This is a genomic window from Stenotrophomonas sp. SXG-1 (assembly GCF_014083965.1).
Classification (GTDB): Bacteria; Pseudomonadota; Gammaproteobacteria; order Xanthomonadales; family Xanthomonadaceae; genus Stenotrophomonas; species Stenotrophomonas geniculata.
On the sequence record NZ_CP046588.1, the window covers coordinates 14,654 to 33,548 of the forward strand.

Sequence of the window (18,895 nt, forward strand, 5' to 3'; positions counted from 1 at the left end):
GGCGATCACCCGGGGAGCCCCACTATGTACTGGTTGTACCTGCTGCTGGCGCTGGGCTGTTTCGCCTTCGCGCTGAAGACCCCCAGCGCCGGGCTGATGACTCTGTGCCTGCTGGCCGCCCTCGCCTTCCTGCTGGCCTGGGTGCGAGGCCGCTACGTGGCCCGCTTCGGCGATCTGCAGCGCGACCCTGCCACCCTGGTCGATGCCGAGGAACTGCGCCGCCTGCGCGAGCGGGCCCAGGCCCGCCCTGGTGACGACCACAACGACCACGATCCGTCCCCTCTTTCCAAGTAGTTCCGTTCCATGACCCAGCTCAGCGTCAACGTCAACAAGATCGCCGTCCTGCGCAATTCGCGCGGCGGTGCCGAACCGGACGTGGTGCGTGCCGCCCAGGCCTGCCTGGACGCCGGTGCGCATGGCATCACCGTGCACCCGCGGCCGGACCGCCGACACATCACCGCCGAGGACGTGCTGGCGCTGTCGACGCTGACCCGCGCGCGTGGCGTCGAATTCAACATCGAAGGCAACCCGTTCGCGCCGCCGCGCGAGGGCTACCCCGGGCTGCTGCCGCTGTGCGAACAGACCCGCCCGGCGCAGGCCACGCTGGTGCCGGATGGCGATGGGCAGATCACGTCCGATCACGGTTTCGACTTCGAGCGTGACGGCGAGCGGTTGCGACCACTGGTGGCCGAACTGAAGGCGATGGGTTGCCGGGTCAGCCTGTTCGTTGACGCCGGTAATCCGCTGCTGGAGCAGGCGGCCGACGTCGGCGCCGATCGCATCGAGCTGTACACCGGCCCCTACGCCGAAGCGCACGCCGCCGGTGATGCCGAGGCGATGCTGGCGCTGTTTGCCACCGCCGCACGCCGCGCACAGGCGGTTGGGCTGGGCGTCAACGCCGGCCACGACCTGTCGCAGGACAACCTGCGTGACTTCCTGGCGAACGTGCCGGACGTGCTGGAAGTATCGATCGGCCACGCGCTGATCGGCGAAGCGCTGTATGACGGGCTGGATGCTACGGTGCGCGGCTACCTGGCGCTGCTCTGATGCATTGCAGCCGAGCGTAGGCTCGGCTCTACAAGGTCTCTGCATCAACTGTAGAGCCGAGCCCATGCTCGGCTCAGCACCGCCCTGAACCCTTCAGGCGGCCGTCGCAGCCATTGAGACGGCCACGATGTACGCTGCCACAATGGGTATTGCGATCAAGGGCCGAGGTTCCACGTCCCACCTTGCCGGGCGCTTTGAAAGCACCGTCAGCGAGGCGGTGGACGACGGCTGGGCGGTGGACGAGAGCGAGGAGTTCCTTGCCCCGCGCCTCCGCACCGAGGTGCGTGCCGAGACCGCGCGTAGCATCATCACCCGCAACACCTCGCCGGACGTCGGCTTCAGCCAGTCGGTAAATCCCTACCGCGGCTGCGAGCATGGCTGCTCCTACTGCTTCGCGCGCCCCTCGCATGCCTATCTGAACCTGTCGCCGGGCCTGGACTTCGAGACCAAGCTGTTCGCCAAGACCAATGCCCCCCAGCTGCTGCGCAAGGAGCTGTCGAAGCCGGGTTACGTGCCGCAGCCGATCGCACTGGGCATCAATACCGATGCGTACCAGCCGATCGAGCGCAAGTTCAAGCTGACCCGCCAGCTGATCGAAGTGATGCTGGAGACCAAGCATCCTTTTTCGCTGATCACCAAGAACGCACTGGTCGAGCGCGATATCGATCTGCTTGCACCGCTGGCGGCGGAGAACCTGGTCAGCGTGCACTTCTCGGTGACCACGCTGGACCCGCATCTTTCCGCAAAGCTGGAACCGCGCGCATCGGCGCCGCATGCACGGCTGCGCGCGATGAAGCGTCTGCATGAAGCGGGCATTCCGGTCGGTGTGATGGTGGCGCCGGTGATCCCATGGATCAACGACAGCGAGCTGGAGGCCGTGCTGGAGGCTGCGCACGACGCTGGCGCCAGTACCGCTGGTTACGTGCTGCTGCGCTTGCCGCTTGAAGTGGCGCCGTTGTTCCGCGACTGGCTGGACACCCATCATCCCGATCGTGCCGCGCATGTGATGAGCACCATCCAGCAGCTGCGTGGCGGCAAGGACTACGACAGCCAGTTCGGAACCCGCATGCGGGGCCAGGGTGTGTATGCGGATCTGTTGAACAACCGCTTCAAGCTGGCGCGCAAGCGCCTCGGCTTCAACGCGCAGAACAGTCATTGGCCGAAGCTGGATTGCAGCCGGTTCCTGAAGCCGTTGCCGCCGAAGAAGGATTCGCCGCAGGGGTCGTTGTTCTGAGTCCATCCGTCGAGCATGGCTCGACTCTACATCCGAGGCCGACGAGCCGCTCGGCGTCACCCCCCGAACAACTTCTGCGCACTCTGGAACAGGATCCAGCTGGTCGCGATGAACTTGTCCCCACCCTGCGGGCGATTGCCACGATGGGTATGAGTGAACGCAGTCGGCGCAATCAGCAGGCTGCCGGTACGAGGTGCGATCTTCCGCCCCTGGAACAGGAACTCGGTCTCGCCTTCGTCAAAGTCGTCGTTGAGGTACAGCGTCCACAGCACGTGCCGGTGCAGGGTCTCGGCCTGCGCATCCTTCGGGTACAGCTCGCAGTGCCAGTAGGGGTAACCACCCTCGCCCGCCGCATACCACTGCAGGTTGATGGCGCCGGGGCGCAGGCAGGTCCGCGCAAGATCCGCCAGTTGCTGTGGCGGCATGTCGGGGAAGTCCTCGGCAGACAGGCGTCGCGGTTGGCCGTTGCTGTCCTGGATCTGCAACATCAGCGGCGCAATCAATGCCTGTGGATAACGGCGTAGATAAGTCAGCAGGCCGTTGAACACCGCGATCTGCAGCTGCTGGTCGACATCCTGCCAGCCGTCCAGGCCACTGATGCGCAGATCCTTGCTGTGCTTGAGTTCCGGGAACACGCCACTGCCCACGGCACCGGGCTGCAGGCCACGCGTGGCGCGCAGGCGTTCAACGATGGCCGCGCAGACCTCGCTGGGGACGGCGTTGTGGATGACTTCGATGAAATCGACCGGGCCCTGCTCGTGCATGCGTGCATTCCTTAGGCGGCAACGGCTTGATGGTGCCGTTTGCCGCCCTCGGTGTCACCCCACGGTCATGTCATCGAACTGCCATGACCGCTGTCAGGCGATAGGCCCTCAGCCCTGTGCGTCGTCGTGCGCGTTGTGGTAGCGCACGGCTTCAGCCACTTCCTCGCGCGAACCGAGGAACACCGGTACGCGCTGGTGCAGCTGGTCGGGCTGGATGTCGAGGATGCGCTCGCGGCCGGTCCAGGCGGCGCCGCCGGCCTGTTCGACCAGCAGGCCCATCGGGTTGGCTTCGTACATCAGGCGCAGCTTGCCGGCCTTGGACGGATCCTTCTTGTCCCACGGGTAGATGAAGATGCCGCCGCGGGTCAGGATGCGATGCACGTCGGCCACCATGCTGGCGATCCAGCGCATGTTGAAGTTCTTGCCGCGCGCGCCTTCCTTGCCCGCCAGCAGGTCGCCGACGTAGGCCTGCATCGGCGCTTCCCAGTGACGCTGGTTGGACATGTTGATGGCGAACTCCTGGGTTGCCGCCGGGATCTGCATGTTCTCGGTGGTCAGCACGAACTCGCCCTTCTCGCGGTCCAGGGTGAAGGCATGGGTACCGTGGCCGACGGTCAGCACCAGCTGGGTGCTGGGCCCGTAAATGCAGTAGCCGGCGGCGATCTGCTTGCTGCCCGGCTGCAGGAAGGCGTCATCGCCCGGAAGTTCGACATTGGTCGGGCAGCGCAGTACCGAGAAGATGGTGCCGACGGAGACGTTGACGTCGATGTTGGAGCTGCCGTCGAGGGGATCGAACAGCAGCAGGAAATCACCACGCGGGTAGATGTCCGGCACCGGCTGGCTGTGGTCCATTTCTTCGGAGGCGCAGGCGGCTAGGTGGCCACCCCAGGCGTTGGCTTCGAGCAGGATCTCGTTGCTGATCACATCCAGCTTCTTCTGCGCTTCGCCCTGCACGTTGCCGGTACCGGCGTCGCCGAGCACGCCACCGAGGGCGCCCTTGCTGACGGCGATGGAGATGCTGGTGCAGGCGCGGGCGACGACCGCGATCAGCTGGCGCAGGTCGGCATTGATGCGGCCGGCGTGCTGTTCCTGGATCAGGAAGCGGGTCAACGAAGTACGGGACATGGTCGGGCAGGTCTCGGCAGCGGGAAAACGCCTATTGTCGCCCGTATGGCGGGGCCGTGCGTGAGCGCGGGAAGGCGTAATCGTTTCCAGATGCGTTGCGCTGTCGGCGCCTTCCTTCATGGAGGCGCAGGGCGAGGCACACCGTGGCCAGGACACGCCGTAAACCCATCCATGGGGGCTCGGTCGGCGCATCCATGCGCCTCACGGTCCTGGCCACGGTGTGCCTCGCCCTGCGCTTCAGGGTTCGCCGCGAGCGCGGTGAGGAAGGCAAAGGCAAGAGCAAGAGAAAAAACAAAGGCGCCTTTCGGCGCCTTTGTTCTCAAACCAGTGCAGTGTTGCTTCAGCCCTTGGCGACGGTGGCCACGGCCTTGGCGACGTACTCCAGGTTGTTCTGGTTCAGCGCGGCCACGCAGATGCGGCCGGTGCCGACGGCGTAGATGCCGAACTCGTCGCGCAGGCGCTCGACCTGCTCACGGCTCAGGCCGGAGTAGGAGAACATGCCGGCCTGCTCGTTGATGAAGCCGAACTGCGGTGCACCTGCAGCGGCCAGCTTCTCGACCAGGCCCTGGCGCAGGGCGTGGATGCGCTCGCGCATCTCGGTCAGCTCCTGCTCCCACATCGCACGCAGTTCCGGGTTGGTCAGCACGCCGGCCACCAGCGCGGCACCGTGGGTGGACGGGCTGGAGTAGATGGTGCGGATCACGCGCTTGACCTGCGACTGCACCGCCTTGGCGTCAGCGGCGGTCGGTGCCACCATCGACAGCGCACCCACGCGCTCGCCGTACAGCGAGAACGACTTGGAGTACGAGTTGGCGACGATGAAGCTGTCGATGCCTGCTTCGGCGATGATGCGCACCGCGGCGCCGTCCTGTTCGATGCCCTTGTCGAAGCCCTGGTAGGCCATGTCGATGAAGGGGAACAGCTGGCGGTCCTTCAGCAGCTGCGCGACCTGCTTCCACTGGCTGACCGTGAGGTCGGCACCGGTGGGGTTGTGGCAGCAGGCATGCAGCAGCAGCACGGTGCCGGCTTCCAGCTTGCCCAGGTCGGCCAGCATGCCGTCGAAATCAACCCCATGGGTGGTCGGGTCGAAGTAGGTGTAGTCCAGCACCTCGAAACCGGCCGCGCTGAACACGGCGCGGTGGTTTTCCCAGCTCGGGTTGCTCAGCGCAACGGTGGCGTGCGGCAGCAGCTTCTTCAGCACGTCGGCGCCGACGCGCAGCGCACCGCTGCCACCAACGGTCTGTGCGGTGGTGACGCGGCCGGCGGCCAGCAGCGGCGAGTCCTTGCCGAACACCAGCTCACGCGTGGCCTGCGTGTACGCCGGCAGGCCATCGATCGGCAGATAGCCGCGCGGTTTGGCTTCAGCGGCGAGCTGCTGCTCGATCTGCTTGACGGCGCGCAGCAGCGGAATGCGGCCGCTCTCGTCGTAGTAGATGCCCACACCCAGGTTGACCTTGGTCGGGCGGCTGTCGGCGTTGTACGCCTCGGTCAGGCCCAGGATCGGGTCGCCTGGGACCAGTTCCACGTTTGCAAAGAAGGACACGGCGGTACTCGTTCGGTAGACGGAAAGGGGGAGGAATTGCGCCACGCGGTTCGCGGCTTTTCGGCCGGAAACAGCCCATCGTAACAAAGCCTGCCGGGGCTGGCCGCCGCCATCGTCATCCGCAGCCCCGTACCATGGCGTGCGTTGCCGCCCGATCCATCAACCTGAATCATGAATCCCGCCGCACGACGCTGTTGCCTGCCGCTGTCTGCCCTGCTGCTGTCGCCCTGGACAGCGGTGGCCGAGCCTGCGCCCACCGCCCTGCCTGCGGTGCAGGTACAGGCCGCACGGGTGCCGGGCATCGACCCGTTCGCGCTGCCGGCCAGCCAGGACACGGTCTGGATCAATGCCAGCCGCGCGGGCACCGGCGCGCAGCTGTCCGAGGCGCTGGCCGGGGTACCGGGGCTGCTGGCGCGCGACCGGCAGAACTTCGCGCAGGACACGCAGCTGTCGATCCGTGGCTTCGGCGCGCGCTCGACCTTCGGTGTGCGCGGGGTGCGGGTGTTGATCGACGGGGTGCCCGCGACCATGCCTGACGGCCAGGGCCAGCTGTCGCATGCCAGCCTGTTGGGCGCTGAACGCATCGACGTGCTGCGCGGGCCGTTCTCGGCGCTGTACGGCAATTCCTCCGGCGGCGTGCTTCAGGTCTGGAGCGCGCAGGGCCAGGCCGGCGACCCCTGGCGGCTGCGGCTCAACGCTGGCGCCGACAACACGCTCAGTGTCGGCGCGCAGCTGAAGGGTGCCGGCCAACTGCTGGACTACAACATCGCCGCCAATCACTTCCGCACCGATGGCTGGCGGGACCATAGCCGTGCGCGCCGTGAATCGCTCAACGCACGCATCGGTGGTGCGCTGGGCGGTGGGCGGCTGGAGCTGTTGCTCAATGCGCTCGATGCCCCCGATGCACAGGATCCGCTGGGCCTGACCCGTGCCCAGGTGGCGGCTGATCCGCGCCAGGCCACGGCAGTTGCGCACCAGTACAACACCCGCAAATCGGTGCGCCAGCAGCAGGCCGGCCTGCGCTGGACCCGTGAAACGGGAGCGCAGCGCTGGCAGTTGATGGGCTATGCCGGGCAGCGCGCGGTGACCCAGTTCCTGCCCATTCCGCCCACGGCGCAGGCCAATCCGCTGCATGCCGGCGGCGTGATCGATCTGGACGCCGGCTACGGCGGGCTGGACGCGCGCTGGGGCTGGCACGGCGATCTGGCCGGGCGGCCGCTGGACCTGGTGGCCGGGCTCAGCGCCGACCGCCAGCGCCAGCATCGGACCGGCTACGAGAACTTCATCGGCAGCACGCTGGGCGTACGTGGGCGCCTGCGCAGAGACCAGATCGACACCGTGCATAACGTCGATCAGTTCGCGCAGGCGTGGTGGCAGTGGAGTCCACGCTGGTCATTGCTGGCTGGCCTGCGCCACAGCACCGTGCGCTTCGAATCCGACGACCGCTACATCATCGGCCGCAACCCGGATGACAGTGGCCGCCGGCGCTACCAGGCCACCACGCCGGTGGCCGGGATCAGCTTTGAGGCCAGCCCGCAGTGGCGGCTGCATGCTGCGGTCGGCCGCGGTTTCGAAACCCCCACCTTCAACGAACTGGGCTATCGCGCCGACGGGCAGGCGGGATTGGCACTGGACCTGGCGGCCGCCCGCAGCCGCAATCTGGAGATTGGCAGCAAGTGGCACGCGCAGGGCGGAATCCAGCTCGATATCAGCCTGTTCCGTGCAGATACCGACGATGAGCTGGCCGTTGCCAGCAACACCGGAGGGCGCAGCACCTATCGCAACATTGGCCGCACCCGCCGCCAGGGCGTGGAACTGCAGTACCGACAGCCGCTGGCCGAGCAATTGGAACTGCAGTTGGCCTGGACCTGGCTGCAGGCGCAGGTGCGCTCGCCTTACCTGACCTCGAACAACGTGGTCGCGGCGGGCAGTCGCTTGCCGGGTGTGCCGCGCCAGCAGGCGTTCGCACGCCTGCAGTGGAGCCCCGCCGACTGGCAATGGGCACTGGAGGCCACGGCCAGCAGCGATACCGTGGTCAACGACGTCGCCACCGAACGGGCGCCGGGCTTTGCCCTGTTGCACGTGGAGGGCGGACGCCGCTGGACCCTGCCCGGCGGTGAACTGCGTGCTTTCGCGCGGCTGGAGAACGTGCTGGACCAAGCCTACATCGGCTCGGTGATCGTCAACGATGGCAATGGCCGCTACTACGAGCCCGGGCCGGGACGGCGGGCCAGCGTGGGTGTGCAGTGGTCGTGGCGCTAGCGCGGGACCGCTGCGCGCGCCGGGCAGGGCCCGGCGCTACCGTCAATCGGGGGCCTTGGCCGGTACGAACGGCGAGGTCGGGTCGCTGGCGGGGAAGGTTTCCTCCAGCGCCTCGTCCTGGTTGTCGCTGGCGCGCTGCTTGCGCTCGCGGCGCTTGAGCGGGCTCTCCTGGCCACCGCGATGGCGGTCACCGCCATCCTTGCGGTCCTGGGCCGCCTGTTCAGCCACATGTCTCACCGGCAGATGGTCGTCACCGTGCTCGGCATCGAAGAACGGCGCACCGGTGCCGCGGTAGTCGGCGTTGTCGGCATCGCGCTTGCCGCGCTGTTCACCGGGAAGGGGCGGGTGGTTTTCCCGCATCGGGTCTCGTGAGGTCTCTCGGCTCATGGTCTGGTACCTGCACTCGGGGCTCCCACTACACCGCCCTGCAGGTAAAGCCACTGCGAACCTGGCGTCATGAACATCTCGCTCACCCCCCGGTAACGGCACCGCGCGTATTCCTGCCCACCCGCCCCCGCTGCAGGAGCCGGCCATGCCCCGTCTTGAACGACCCGCACCGTCCGTGTTCAACGCCCTGCTCGATCCGCTTGGCCAGCGCACTGCGCAGCGCCGCACGCGCCGCCAGGAAGATCCGCAGGCGGTGGCACAGGATTACCTGCAGTACATGCTCAGCGATTACGAGGAGAGGCGTGGCCAGAGCCACCGCAACTGGCGTGATCTGTGCCCGGTGTATGCCTTCGCGCTGACCACCCACGCCGCGGATTGGCCACGTGGTGATGCCGCCGATACCTGCGAGGAACTGGCCGAGCACTGGGAGCAGATGCGCGGGCAGTCGCGGTTGAGCTGGTCGCAGGCACGGCCGGTGGTGGAGGATGCCTGGCGCGCACTGGACCATATTCCGGCGGCGGCGGTGAGGCCGTTGCTGCAGTAGTGGCGGGCACTTGAAGCAGCCGAGCGCGGGCTCGGCTCTACAGCCAAGTGGTCGCGCCACCTGACGTGCACGGCACGGACACGGTTGGTTTACGCCCTCCGGCCCACGCTGGGCACCCTGCCCCGCCAAAGGTACGCCCATGGCCCGCCCGATCTGGACCGGCACGCTGTCGTTTGGCCTGCTCAATGTGCCGGTGTCGCTGATGTCCGGCGAACGCAAGGTCGATCTGCAGTTCCGCATGCTCGACTCCCGCGATCGCAAGCCGATCCGTTTCGAACGGGTCAACGCCGACACCGGCGAGGAAGTGCCCTGGAAGGACATCGTCAAAGCCTATGAGTACGACAAGGGCAGCTACGTCGTGCTGGAGGAAGGTGATATCCGGTCGGCCGCGCCGGAAAGCCACGAAGCGGTGGAGGTGGAATCGTTCGTGGATGCGGCGCAGATCGACCCGCGCTACTACGAGAAACCCTATCTGCTGGTACCCGGCAAGAAGGCCGAAAAGGGCTACGTGCTGCTGCGCGAGACATTGCGCAGTACCGGCAAGGTGGGCATCGCACGGGTAGTGGTGCGCACACGGGAATACCTGTGTGCGGTGATGCCGCATGAGGACGCGCTGGTGCTGATGATCCTGCGCTATCCGCAGGAACTGGTGGATCCCGAGGATTACAAGCTGCCCACCGGGAAGCTCGCCGACTACCGCATCACCAGCAAGGAAACGGCGATGGCCGAGCAGTTGATCGAGTCGATGTCCGGTGATTGGGACCCGTCGCAGTACCACGATGAGTTCCGCGAGCGCCTCCAGCAGGTGCTGAACAAGCGCATCAAGTCCAAGGGCGGCACCACGCGGGTGGACGATGAGCCGGCACCGCGCGAAGATGCCAGTACCAACGTGGTCGATTTCATGGCGCTGCTGCAGAAGAGCCTGGATGCGAACACGCGCACGCCGGCGAAGAAGACGGCGACGCGCAAGGCACCGGCGAAGAAGGCTGCGAAGAAGACCGCCAAAAAGGCCGTGAAGAAAACCACCCGGCGCAAGGCAGGTTGAACCATGTCGCTGCACCAGTACCGGCGCAAACGCCGACTTGGCGGTGGCGCCGGGCAGACACCGGAGCCTGACGACACGCGCGTCCGCGGTGATCCGAGGCGGCGGCCGACCTTCGTCATCCAGCTGCACCATGCCAGCTCGCGCCACTACGACTTCCGCCTTGAGATGGACGGCGTGCTGAAGAGCTGGGCGGCGCCGAAAGGTCCTTCGCTTCGCGTCGGCGAGAAGCGGTTGGCCGTGGAAGTGGAAGATCACCCGCTGTCCTACGCCACCTTCGAGGGAGACATTCCCGAAGGCCACTACGGCGCGGGCCACGTCGAGGTGTTTGATCAGGGTACCTGGGCCTGCGAAGGTGATCCTCTGCAGGCACTGGCGGCAGGAAAGATCGACTTCGTGCTGCATGGGCAACGCCTGATCGGTGGCTGGAAGCTGGTGCGCACCGCGATGAAAGGACGCCAGGTGCAATGGCTGCTGATCAAGCGCGACGATGGTGAAGCGCGCGACGCCGAGGCGGATGACCTGCTGACGGCACCGATGCCGAAACGAGCACCTGCGGCGAAGAAGCGTTCCGCAGGGAAGGCGGTGCGCTCGGTCCCCGCCGCGCGGACGACCACACGCAAGGCCGATGCGCGCTGGCATGCACGCGCACTGCAGCTGCATGGCGCACGTGATACGCCCTATCCGCGCGGGTTCAAACCGCAGTTGACCGATCATCGCGACAGTGCCCCGGACGGCGAGCGCTGGCTGCATGAGATCCAGTGGGATGGCTATCGGCTGCTGGCCGACCTGCACGCTGGCGAGGTGAAACTCCGCTCGCGCAACGGCCTGGACTGGACGGCCGATTTTCCCGAGGTCGTGCAGGCCGTGCGGGCGCTGCCGGTGCGTGATGCGCGACTGGACGGTGAGCTGGTGGTGCTGGACAAGGAAGGACGCAGTGACTTCGCAGCGTTGCAGCGCGTGATCGACGGCAGTTCGAAACAACCACTGCGCTACATCGTGTTCGATCTTCCGGGTGTGGCCGGCGTGGACATCAGTCGTGCACCGCTGGTGGAGCGCAAGGCGCTGCTGAAGGACCTCATCGGGCCCGCGCCCGGCACCCTGGCCTTCAGCGAACACGTGATCGACCATGGGCCGCAGGTATTCGATGCCAGCGGCGAGGCCGGCTTTGAAGGCATCGTCAGCAAGCAGGTGGATGCGCCGTACGTGAATACCCGCGCGCGCAGCTGGGTGAAGGTGAAGCACGAAGACACCGACGAGTTCGTGATTGTCGGCTGGCTGGCCTGCGCTATGTCGGCCGCGTTGGCACCGGCTTCGACGATGAAAGCCTGCGTGCGCTGCTCAAGGCACTGCGGCCATTGGCAGTGAAGACGCCCGTGCTGCAGCTGCCGGCGCATGTGCCGTTCCGCGCTGCCAGCGTACGCTGGGTGACACCAGTGGCGGTGGCGGAGGTGGCGTTCCGTGGCTGGGGCAAGGAAGGCCTGCTGCGCCAGGCCGGTTTCAAGCGGCTGTGCAGCGACAAGCAGAAGGAGGACCTGGGAATGAGCACCGCAGATGCCGAAGCCGGAGGTGAGGTCCAGATCACTCATCCGGAGCGGGTGGTGTTTCCAAAGCAGAAACTGCGCAAGGGCGACGTGGCCGACTACTATCAGCGCATGGCGCGCTGGATCCTGCCCGAAATCGCCGGACGTCCACTGTCACTGCTGCGCTGCCCGGACGGCGTAGGCAAGGCTTGTTTCTTCCAGAAGCACCATGGTCCCGGCCTGGGCGATGCGGTACATGCGGTGCCCCTGCAGCAGAAGAGCGGCCGCGAGGATTACGTCTACATCGACGACACGCGCGGCCTGCTGCAGCTGGTGCAGATGAACACCCTGGAGCTGCATCCCTGGGGCGCGACCGTGGCCGATCCCGAACATCCGGATCGTCTGGTGTTCGATCTCGACCCCGGCGAAGGCGTCAGCTGGGCACAGGTGAAAGCCGGTGCACGCGATGTGCGCGACCGCCTGCAACAGGTGGGCCTGAAGAGCTTCGTACGCCTGTCCGGTGGCAAGGGCGTGCACGTGGTGGTGCCGCTGCAGCCCAAGGCAGGCTGGGACGAGGCAAAGGCGTTCTGCGAGGCGTTCGCGCAGGCAATGGCGCTGGAGCAGCCTGATCGCTACGTGGCGACGATGAGCAAGGCCAAGCGCGGCGGGGTGATCTTCATCGACTGGCTGCGCAACACACGGGGTGCTACCAGCGTGTGCTCGTGGTCGCTGCGTGCACGCGACAGCGCCGGCGTGGCAGTGCCGCTGCGCTGGGAAGAGCTTGCACGCGTCAGTGCGGCCGACGCGTTTCCGATGGCCAAGGCGCTGGCGCGGGCGAAGCGGCTGAAGGGTGACCCATGGCAGGGCATCGCGCGGTTGAAGCAGACGCTGCCGCGCATGGACCTGTAGAGCCGAGCCCATGCTCGGCTTGCATGCACATCGACACAGGCAGCCGAGCATGGGCTCGGCTCTACAGGGGCGGCGTTACCTTGCGTCGCGCGACGCGCGGCGGCCGAACCACCAGCCGATCAGCAGCTGCAACGGCAGCGACGCCAGCAGCGAAATGACGAACCAGAGCGGGAAATCCGCGCCTGCGGTCCACACCGCGTAGCCGCAGCCCAGCGCGATCAGTGACCAGATGGAAAAACCATGCGAGCGTGGCCAGCAGGGCGCGTAGTAGGTGGCGAAGGAAATGCCGGCGATGCCACCGAGCACGCTGAAGGCCAGATCCCACCCCAGCTGCACGCTGTTGTTGTCCGGCGACATGCCCACCAGCGGGGGCAGCCAGCTGGCGACGCTGCTGACCAGCGCAAGCGACAGCACGCCGCCGATCAGGGCGACGAAGGACAGGAACAGGGTCTTGAGCAGGCCGGGCATGCGCGCATTGTACGGCTGTGCGGCGTGCCTGGGGTTTGCCGGCCTGGGGCCGGTACTACCGATGGATCGGCATGGCCGCCGCGTCCGTGGGAGAGGGGGACGGAGCGACGGCGGCCATGCACAGGCGGTCAGGCGGCGAAGTCGAGCACCACGCGGCCTTCGATGGTGCCCGCGTGCATGCGCGCGAACACCTCGTTGATGTTTTCCAGGCGGTCGGTGCTGACTGTGGCGGCGACCTTGCCCTCGGCGGCGAACTGCAACGACTCCTGCAGGTCCAGCCGGGTGCCGACGATCGAGCCCCGCACGGTGATGCCGTTGAGCACCATGCCGAAGATGTCCAGCGGGAAGTTGCCCGGCGGCAGACCGTTGAGCGAAACGGTACCGCCACGGCGGACCATGCCCAGTGCCTGCTCGAACGCCTTCGGCGACACCGCCGTGACCAGGGCGCCGTGCGCGCCGCCGATTTCCTTCTTCAGGAAGGCAGCGGGGTCGGTGGTGCGCGCGTTGACGGTGATCTGCGCGCCGAGCTGCCGGGCCAACGCCAGCTTGTTGTCGTCCACGTCCACCGCCGCCACGTTCAGGCCCATTGCGCGGGCGTACTGCACGGCCATGTGGCCCAGGCCGCCGATGCCGGAAATCACCACCCAGTCCCCTGGCTTGGTGTCGGTCACCTTCAGGCCCTTGTAGACGGTCACGCCGGCGCACAGCACCGGCGCGATCTCGACGAAGCCCACGTCCTTCGGAAGCAGGCCGACATAGTTGGCATCGGCCAGTGCGTACTCGGCGAAGCCGCCGTTGACCGAGTAGCCGGTGTTGCGCTGCGTCTCGCACAGCGTTTCCCAGCCGCCCAGGCAGTGTTCGCAATGGCCACACGCCGAGTACAACCAGGGGATGCCGACCCTGTCGCCTTCCTTGACGTGCCCTACCCCGCCTCCCACGGCCACGATGTGCCCCACGCCCTCGTGACCGGGGATGAACGGCGGGTTCGGTTTCACCGGCCAGTCGCCCTCGGCGGCGTGCAGGTCGGTGTGGCAGACGCCACAGGCCTCGATCCTGACCAGTACCTCGCCCGCCCCCGGGCGTGGTACCGAGACTTCCTCGATGACCAGTGGCTTGCCGAACTCACGCACGACAGCGGCCTTCATGGTGGAATTCATGTTCGGATCTCCGTAGTGCGCTTGCCCACAGAATGACGCCGGCTCGAGGCCGGCGCTTTGATCACGATCAAACCTTTGACGATTCGTGCAGCAGGTTCAGCTGGCCAGCACCGACGCCTCGCGGGCGAGGCGCTCGATGGCGTCCCAGTCACGGGTCTGCAGCAGTGCCGGTGTGGTCAGCCACGAGCCGCCCACGCACAGCACGTTGGGCAGGTGCAGGAACTGCGGCGCGGTCTGCGCGCTGATGCCACCGGTCGGGCAGAAGCGTACATCGGCGAACGGGCCGTGCCAGGCCGCCAGCAGTGCGGCACCGCCGGCCTGCACGGCGGGAAAGAACTTGAACGTGTCTTGGCCGTGCTCCAGGCCCAGGATCAGGTCCGAGGCCGTGGCCGCACCGGGCAGGTACGGCAGGTCGGCATCGCGCGCGGCCGCGTACAGTGCCGGCGTGGCGCCGGGGGACACCGCGAAACGCGCTCCGGCCTGCTTCGCCGCCTGCATCTGCGCCGGGGTAAGCACGGTGCCGGCACCGATCACCGCGTCCGGTACGGCCTCGACCATGGCCGTGATCGCGTCCAGCGCCTGCGGCGTGCGCAGGGTCACTTCGATCACCGGCAGGCCGCCGCGGAACAGGGCCTGGGCCACTTCGACCGCGTCATTCACGTCTTCGGGGGTGTACACCGGAATCACCGGTGCCAGTTTCAGGACCGCGCGTACGCGCGGATCAGCGGCGGACATCGAATCGCTCCTCGCCCATCAGGGCCAGCACGTCAGCTTCGCTGACAGGATTGAAATCGCCGGGGATGGAGTGCTTCAGCGCCCCGGCGGCCAGGCCGAACCGCACGGTGGCGTCGGCATCAAGGCCGGACAGGATGCCATGCAGGATGCCGGCCGCGAAGGCATCACCGCCACCGATGCGGTCGACGATGCCCTGCAGATGACGCAGTGGGGCCTGTGCGCGGGTTCCGTCGCAACCCAGCAACACAGCGCCCAGCACATGGTGGTCCACGCTCAGCACCTGCCGCTGCGTGCAGGCCATCCACTGCAGTTGCGGAAAGGCACCGAACGCGGCGGCAGCGGCCGCGTCGATCCGCTCCATCAGGTCCGGCTGGGTGAAGCGGGTGCCCAGTACGACCTCCATGTCGCGGTAGTCGGCGAACACGATGTCGGCCTGCGCGAACAGTTCGCGCAATACCGCCTGCGCATCGCCTCCCCAGCGCTGCCAGAGGCGGGGCCGGAAATTGCCGTCGAAGGAGACGCGGACACCGGCCTGTCTTGCCGCGCGCGCCGCCGCCAGCGTGGCCGCCGCCACGTGCGGGCCCAACGCCGGGCTGACCCCGGAGACGTGCAGCCACTGCGCGTCCTGCAGCAGCGCTGGCCAGTCGTAGTCGGCTGCAGTGCTGCGCGCGAACGCCGAATCCGCGCGGTCGTAGACCACTTCGCTCGCGCGCTGTACCGCGCCGGTGGTGAGGAAGTACAGGCCCATGCGGCCCTCGGCGTCCTCGCGCACACCGCGCGTATCCACGCCGTGCCGCCGCAGTTCACCCAGTACATGCGCCCCCAGCGCATTGCCGGCCACGGTGCTGACCATGGCCACCTGATGTCCAAGCCGGGACAGCGAGACACCCACGTTGGCTTCGGCCCCTCCCACATGGACCTGGAGTTGCGGCGACTGCAGCAGCAGTTCGTTGCCGGGGGCACCCAGGCGCAGCAACAACTCTCCAAAACACACGATACGACCCATCTCAGCTCCTTCACGCGTGCCACCAGCATGGGACACTGCATGGCGTGTAAGTGGACCACGCGAGGGGCGTGGCGATTGGCTAGCGGTGTCATTCTAGACCGAAGACGCCTTGAGAGCGCTTGGGCTATATGTCGAAACCTTTGTCCTGCAAGCGTCTTGGAGACATTGCAAATCTGTTGCGGTGCAAGATGCCCGATCCCGGTGGTGCTGCTAACGTCGGTTTTGACTAGCGGTGTCATTTCGCCGCGCAGCTGCGATACCAGACCTTTGGGAGAGGGGAAAGGCATGCAATCTCGGATCCATGGAAAAAAGACACCGGTTACCTTGCTGGCCCTGGGGGTGGGACTCGCCCTGTCCACCAGCGCGGCCGCCCAGCAGCAGACCGCTACCGACCTGGACACGGTGAACGTCACAGGCTATCGCGCCAGTGTCGAAAAGGCGCTGGACATCAAGCGCGGCGAGGCCGGCGTGGTCGATGCCATCGTCGCCGAAGACATCGGCAAGTTTCCCGACCTCAATCTGGCTGAATCGCTGCAGCGCATTCCGGGCGTGGTGATCACACGCGAAGCCGGCGAAGGCCGCAACATCTCGGTGCGCGGCCTGGGCCCGGATTTCACCCGCGTGCGCATCAATGGGATGGAAGCGCTGACCACCGTCGGCGCCGGTGACCAGAGCGGTGGTACCAACCGCGGCCGCGGTTTCGACTTCAACGTGTTTGCCTCGGACCTGTTCTCGCAGCTGGTGGTGCGCAAGACCGCCTCGGCCGACGTCGAGGAAGGCTCGCTGGGTGCCACTGTCGACCTGCGCACCGCGCGCCCGTTCGACTACGACGGCTTCACCTTCGCCGCAAGCGGCCAGGCCGGCTACAACCAGATGGCCGAAAAGGCCGACCCGCGGCTGGCCGCGCTGGTCTCCAACACCTTCGCCGATGGTACCTTCGGCGCCCTCCTGTCGGTGGCCTACTCCGAGCGCCAGGCACTGGAGGAAGGCTCCAACACCGGCCGCTGGGCCAACGGCCCGAGCAATGGCAACTTCGCTGCGTCATCGCCGTTCGCCGCCGCACGCGCCGCTGATGTATTCCACCCGCGCTTCCCGCGCTACGTGCAGATGGAACACGAGCAGAAGCGCCTGGGCGTGACCGGCTCGCTGCAGTGGAAGCCCAGCGATGCCAGTGAAGTATCGCTGGACATGCTGTACTCGAAGATCGATGCCACCCGCGACGAGCAGTACATCGAAGCGATTTCCTTCAGCCGTGGCAGCAGCAGCACCCCGCGCCTGGTCGGCAAGCCGAGCACCATCGTCAGGAACGGCGAGATCCGCAACGGCGCGCTGCTGTACGGTGAATTCGACAACGTCGACATCCGTACCGAGAACCGCCACGACGAGTGGAGCACCGAGTTCAAGCAGATCAGCCTGAACGGCCAGCACCGTTTCGGCGACGACTTCACCGTGTCCGGCAAGCTGGGCATCTCGCGCTCCAGGCACGAGAATCCAGTGCAGACCACCGTCATCATGGACAAGTACGACGTCAAGGGCTACAGCTACGACTACCGTGGCAACAGCCGCTTCCCGATCCTCAACTACGGCATCGACCCGACCGACCCCAACGGTTGGGAACTGGCGGAAATCCGCCTGCGCCCGCAGTACGTGGACAACGACTTCGATACCGGCCAGATCGACTTCAACTGGAACATCAGCCCCGGCTTCCGCCTGAAGGGCGGCGTGCTTGCCAAGGACTACACGTTCAAGACCACCGAACTGCGCCGTGCCAGCGAACTGGCCGTGCCGACCTTCGCCAGCGGCAGCAGGATCGTGCCCGTGGACATGATCAACCAGGCCGGCCTGAAGGGCATCAATGGCAATCCGTCCAACTGGGTGGTGCCGAACCTGGATGCAATCGCCGACCAGTTCGACATCTACAGCAACAGCGGCATCTATGCCGTCGCGCCGCGCGCCAACAACGTGCGCAGCGTGGAAGAGAAGGACCGTGGTGCCTACCTGATGGGCGAGTTCAGCACCGAAATCGGCTCGCTGCCGCTGTCGGGCAACTTCGGCGTGCGCTACGTGCGCACCAGGCAGACCTCCACCGGGCTGTCGACGCTGGCCAGTGGTACCACCTCCACCACCGCCACCCGCACCTACGATGACACCCTGCCCTCGTTCAACCTGGTGGCCGAGGTCACGCCCGATTTCCTGATCCGCCTGGGTGCGGCCAAGGTCATGACCCGCCCGGGCCTGGGCAGCCTGACGCCAGGTGCAACCGTGGCCGTGGCCGGTGGTGCGCGCACCATCTCCAGCGGCAATCCCAACCTGGACCCGACGCGCGCCACCAATGTCGACCTGGGCTTCGAGTGGTACTTCGCCGAAGGCGCGATGGCGGGCCTGGGCCTGTTCTACAAGGACATCGAGACCTCGGTCCAGACCCTGCGCGAGAACCGCCCGTACACCGACAGCGGCCTGCCTGCCGAACTGCTGACCGGTACCGGCGCCTCGCCCACCGACGACTTCACCTTCACCCGGCCAGTCAATACCCCCGGCGGTGAGCTGTACGGCGCCGAGGCGAACTACACCCAGCCCTTCACTTTCCTGCCGGGCAAGTGGTCGAACCTGGGCGTGCAGCTGAACTACACCTGGGTCGAATCGAAGATCCAGTACATCAACTCGGCTGGCCAGCCGGTGATGAAGAACGATCTGCTGGGCCTGTCCAAATCGTCATGGAACGCAACGCTGTTCTACGAAGGCGAGACCTTCGCTGGCCGCGTCTCCGCCACCAACCGCGATGACTACCTCACCCAGGTGCCCGGTCAGGAAACCGGCTTCAACCTGGACGGCTACCACGGCATGACCGGCACCACGGTCATTGATGCGTCCATCCGCTACAAGATCAGCGACCAGCTGGAACTGAGCCTGGAAGGCATCAACCTGACCAACGAAGCCTCGGATGAATGGGTGTACTCGCCCGCCACCGGCCGCCTGCCACTCCAGTACACCGAAACCGGCCGCCAGTTCCTGCTGGGCGTGCGCTACAAGTTCTGAGCAACGCCGGCGGCGCGTACCGATACGCGCCGCGGTTCGCCATGACCGCTGCTGCGCCGCAAGGTGCCGCTGCGGCGTGGCCTTGCTACGGTCCGGCGGCCCGCCGCCGGCCG

General features: G+C 66.7%; 15 protein-coding genes and 1 pseudogene. 8 read left to right on the top strand and 8 right to left on the bottom strand.

The features are described 5' to 3' along the window. Positions 1 to 24: 24 nt before the first annotated feature. The 3 genes from GOC52_RS00065 to GOC52_RS00075 all read left to right on the top strand — a co-directional run bounded on the left by GOC52_RS00065 (position 25) and on the right by GOC52_RS00075 (position 2,281). Positions 25 to 294: a hypothetical protein gene (locus GOC52_RS00065; RefSeq protein WP_010487410.1), complete on the top strand. Its 270-nt coding sequence runs from the start codon at positions 25 to 27 to the stop codon at positions 292 to 294. 9 nt (positions 295 to 303) lie between these two features. Beyond that, entirely contained in the window at positions 304 to 1,047 is a 744-nt protein-coding gene (locus tag GOC52_RS00070) for a pyridoxine 5'-phosphate synthase (RefSeq protein ID WP_043397717.1), read from the top strand. Positions 1,048 to 1,189: 142 nt separating this feature from the next. Beyond that, positions 1,190 to 2,281, top strand: coding sequence for a PA0069 family radical SAM protein (locus tag GOC52_RS00075; RefSeq protein WP_043397720.1), 1,092 nt, complete (start codon positions 1,190 to 1,192; stop codon positions 2,279 to 2,281). Between the two features lie 56 nt (positions 2,282 to 2,337). On the opposite strand, the gene GOC52_RS00080 is transcribed toward GOC52_RS00075, so the two are convergent. The 3 genes from GOC52_RS00080 to GOC52_RS00090 all read right to left on the bottom strand — a co-directional run bounded on the left by GOC52_RS00080 (position 2,338) and on the right by GOC52_RS00090 (position 5,713). Beyond that, positions 2,338 to 3,045 carry a 2OG-Fe(II) oxygenase gene (locus GOC52_RS00080; protein WP_019337497.1) on the bottom strand — a complete coding sequence of 236 codons (708 nt, stop codon included), beginning with the start codon at positions 3,043 to 3,045 and terminating at the stop codon, positions 2,338 to 2,340. A gap of 108 nt (positions 3,046 to 3,153) precedes the next feature. Continuing rightward, entirely contained in the window at positions 3,154 to 4,170 is a 1,017-nt protein-coding gene (locus GOC52_RS00085) for a class 1 fructose-bisphosphatase (RefSeq protein WP_049436134.1), read from the bottom strand. A 340-nt stretch (positions 4,171 to 4,510) separates the two neighbouring features. Beyond that, positions 4,511 to 5,713: an amino acid aminotransferase gene (locus GOC52_RS00090; RefSeq protein ID WP_191850385.1), complete on the bottom strand. Its 1,203-nt coding sequence runs from the start codon at positions 5,711 to 5,713 to the stop codon at positions 4,511 to 4,513. Between the two features lie 171 nt (positions 5,714 to 5,884). On the opposite strand from GOC52_RS00090, the gene GOC52_RS00095 reads away from it, so the two are divergent. Next, positions 5,885 to 7,975 (top strand): TonB-dependent receptor family protein, encoded by a 2,091-nt coding sequence (locus tag GOC52_RS00095; protein WP_191850388.1) that lies wholly within the window; start codon positions 5,885 to 5,887, stop codon positions 7,973 to 7,975. Positions 7,976 to 8,017: 42 nt separating this feature from the next. Here the strand turns inward: GOC52_RS00095 and GOC52_RS00100 are convergent, their stop codons facing one another. Further along, positions 8,018 to 8,362: a hypothetical protein gene (locus tag GOC52_RS00100; protein ID WP_029380149.1), complete on the bottom strand. Its 345-nt coding sequence runs from the start codon at positions 8,360 to 8,362 to the stop codon at positions 8,018 to 8,020. A gap of 145 nt (positions 8,363 to 8,507) precedes the next feature. Here GOC52_RS00100 and GOC52_RS00105 point away from each other — a divergent pair, with 145 nt between their 5' ends. From GOC52_RS00105 to ligD, 3 genes and pseudogenes are all read left to right on the top strand, one after another. After that, a complete protein-coding gene (locus tag GOC52_RS00105; RefSeq protein ID WP_010487387.1) occupies positions 8,508 to 8,906 on the top strand; it encodes a hypothetical protein in 399 nt (132 codons plus the stop codon). A 139-nt stretch (positions 8,907 to 9,045) separates the two neighbouring features. Then, positions 9,046 to 9,951, top strand: a complete 906-nt coding sequence (ku, locus tag GOC52_RS00110; RefSeq protein WP_019338571.1) for a non-homologous end joining protein Ku — start codon at positions 9,046 to 9,048, stop codon at positions 9,949 to 9,951. Positions 9,952 to 9,954: 3 nt separating this feature from the next. Then, a pseudogene (ligD, locus tag GOC52_RS00115) lies at positions 9,955 to 12,380 on the top strand (DNA ligase D). 75 nt (positions 12,381 to 12,455) lie between these two features. Here ligD and GOC52_RS00120 read toward each other — a convergent pair. The 4 genes from GOC52_RS00120 to GOC52_RS00135 form a co-directional block, all read right to left on the bottom strand. Further along, a complete protein-coding gene (locus GOC52_RS00120) occupies positions 12,456 to 12,848 on the bottom strand; it encodes a hypothetical protein (protein ID WP_049436144.1) in 393 nt (130 codons plus the stop codon). Positions 12,849 to 12,976: 128 nt separating this feature from the next. Beyond that, a complete protein-coding gene (gene adhP / locus GOC52_RS00125; protein WP_071305979.1) occupies positions 12,977 to 14,005 on the bottom strand; it encodes an alcohol dehydrogenase AdhP in 1,029 nt (342 codons plus the stop codon). Positions 14,006 to 14,101: 96 nt separating this feature from the next. Beyond that, positions 14,102 to 14,740, bottom strand: a complete 639-nt coding sequence (gene eda / locus GOC52_RS00130) for a bifunctional 4-hydroxy-2-oxoglutarate aldolase/2-dehydro-3-deoxy-phosphogluconate aldolase (protein WP_143994208.1) — start codon at positions 14,738 to 14,740, stop codon at positions 14,102 to 14,104. Further along, complete coding sequence (locus GOC52_RS00135) at positions 14,727 to 15,746, bottom strand: sugar kinase (protein WP_026346897.1); 1,020 nt, start codon at positions 15,744 to 15,746, stop codon at positions 14,727 to 14,729. Before GOC52_RS00135 ends, eda begins: the two co-directional genes overlap by 14 nt. Positions 15,747 to 16,031: 285 nt before the next feature. On the opposite strand from GOC52_RS00135, the gene GOC52_RS00140 reads away from it, so the two are divergent. Beyond that, the gene (locus tag GOC52_RS00140; RefSeq protein WP_029550752.1) at positions 16,032 to 18,782 is read left to right on the top strand and encodes a TonB-dependent receptor; all 2,751 of its coding nucleotides are present in this window, start codon (positions 16,032 to 16,034) and stop codon (positions 18,780 to 18,782) included. The last annotated feature ends 113 nt before the right edge of the window (positions 18,783 to 18,895 follow it).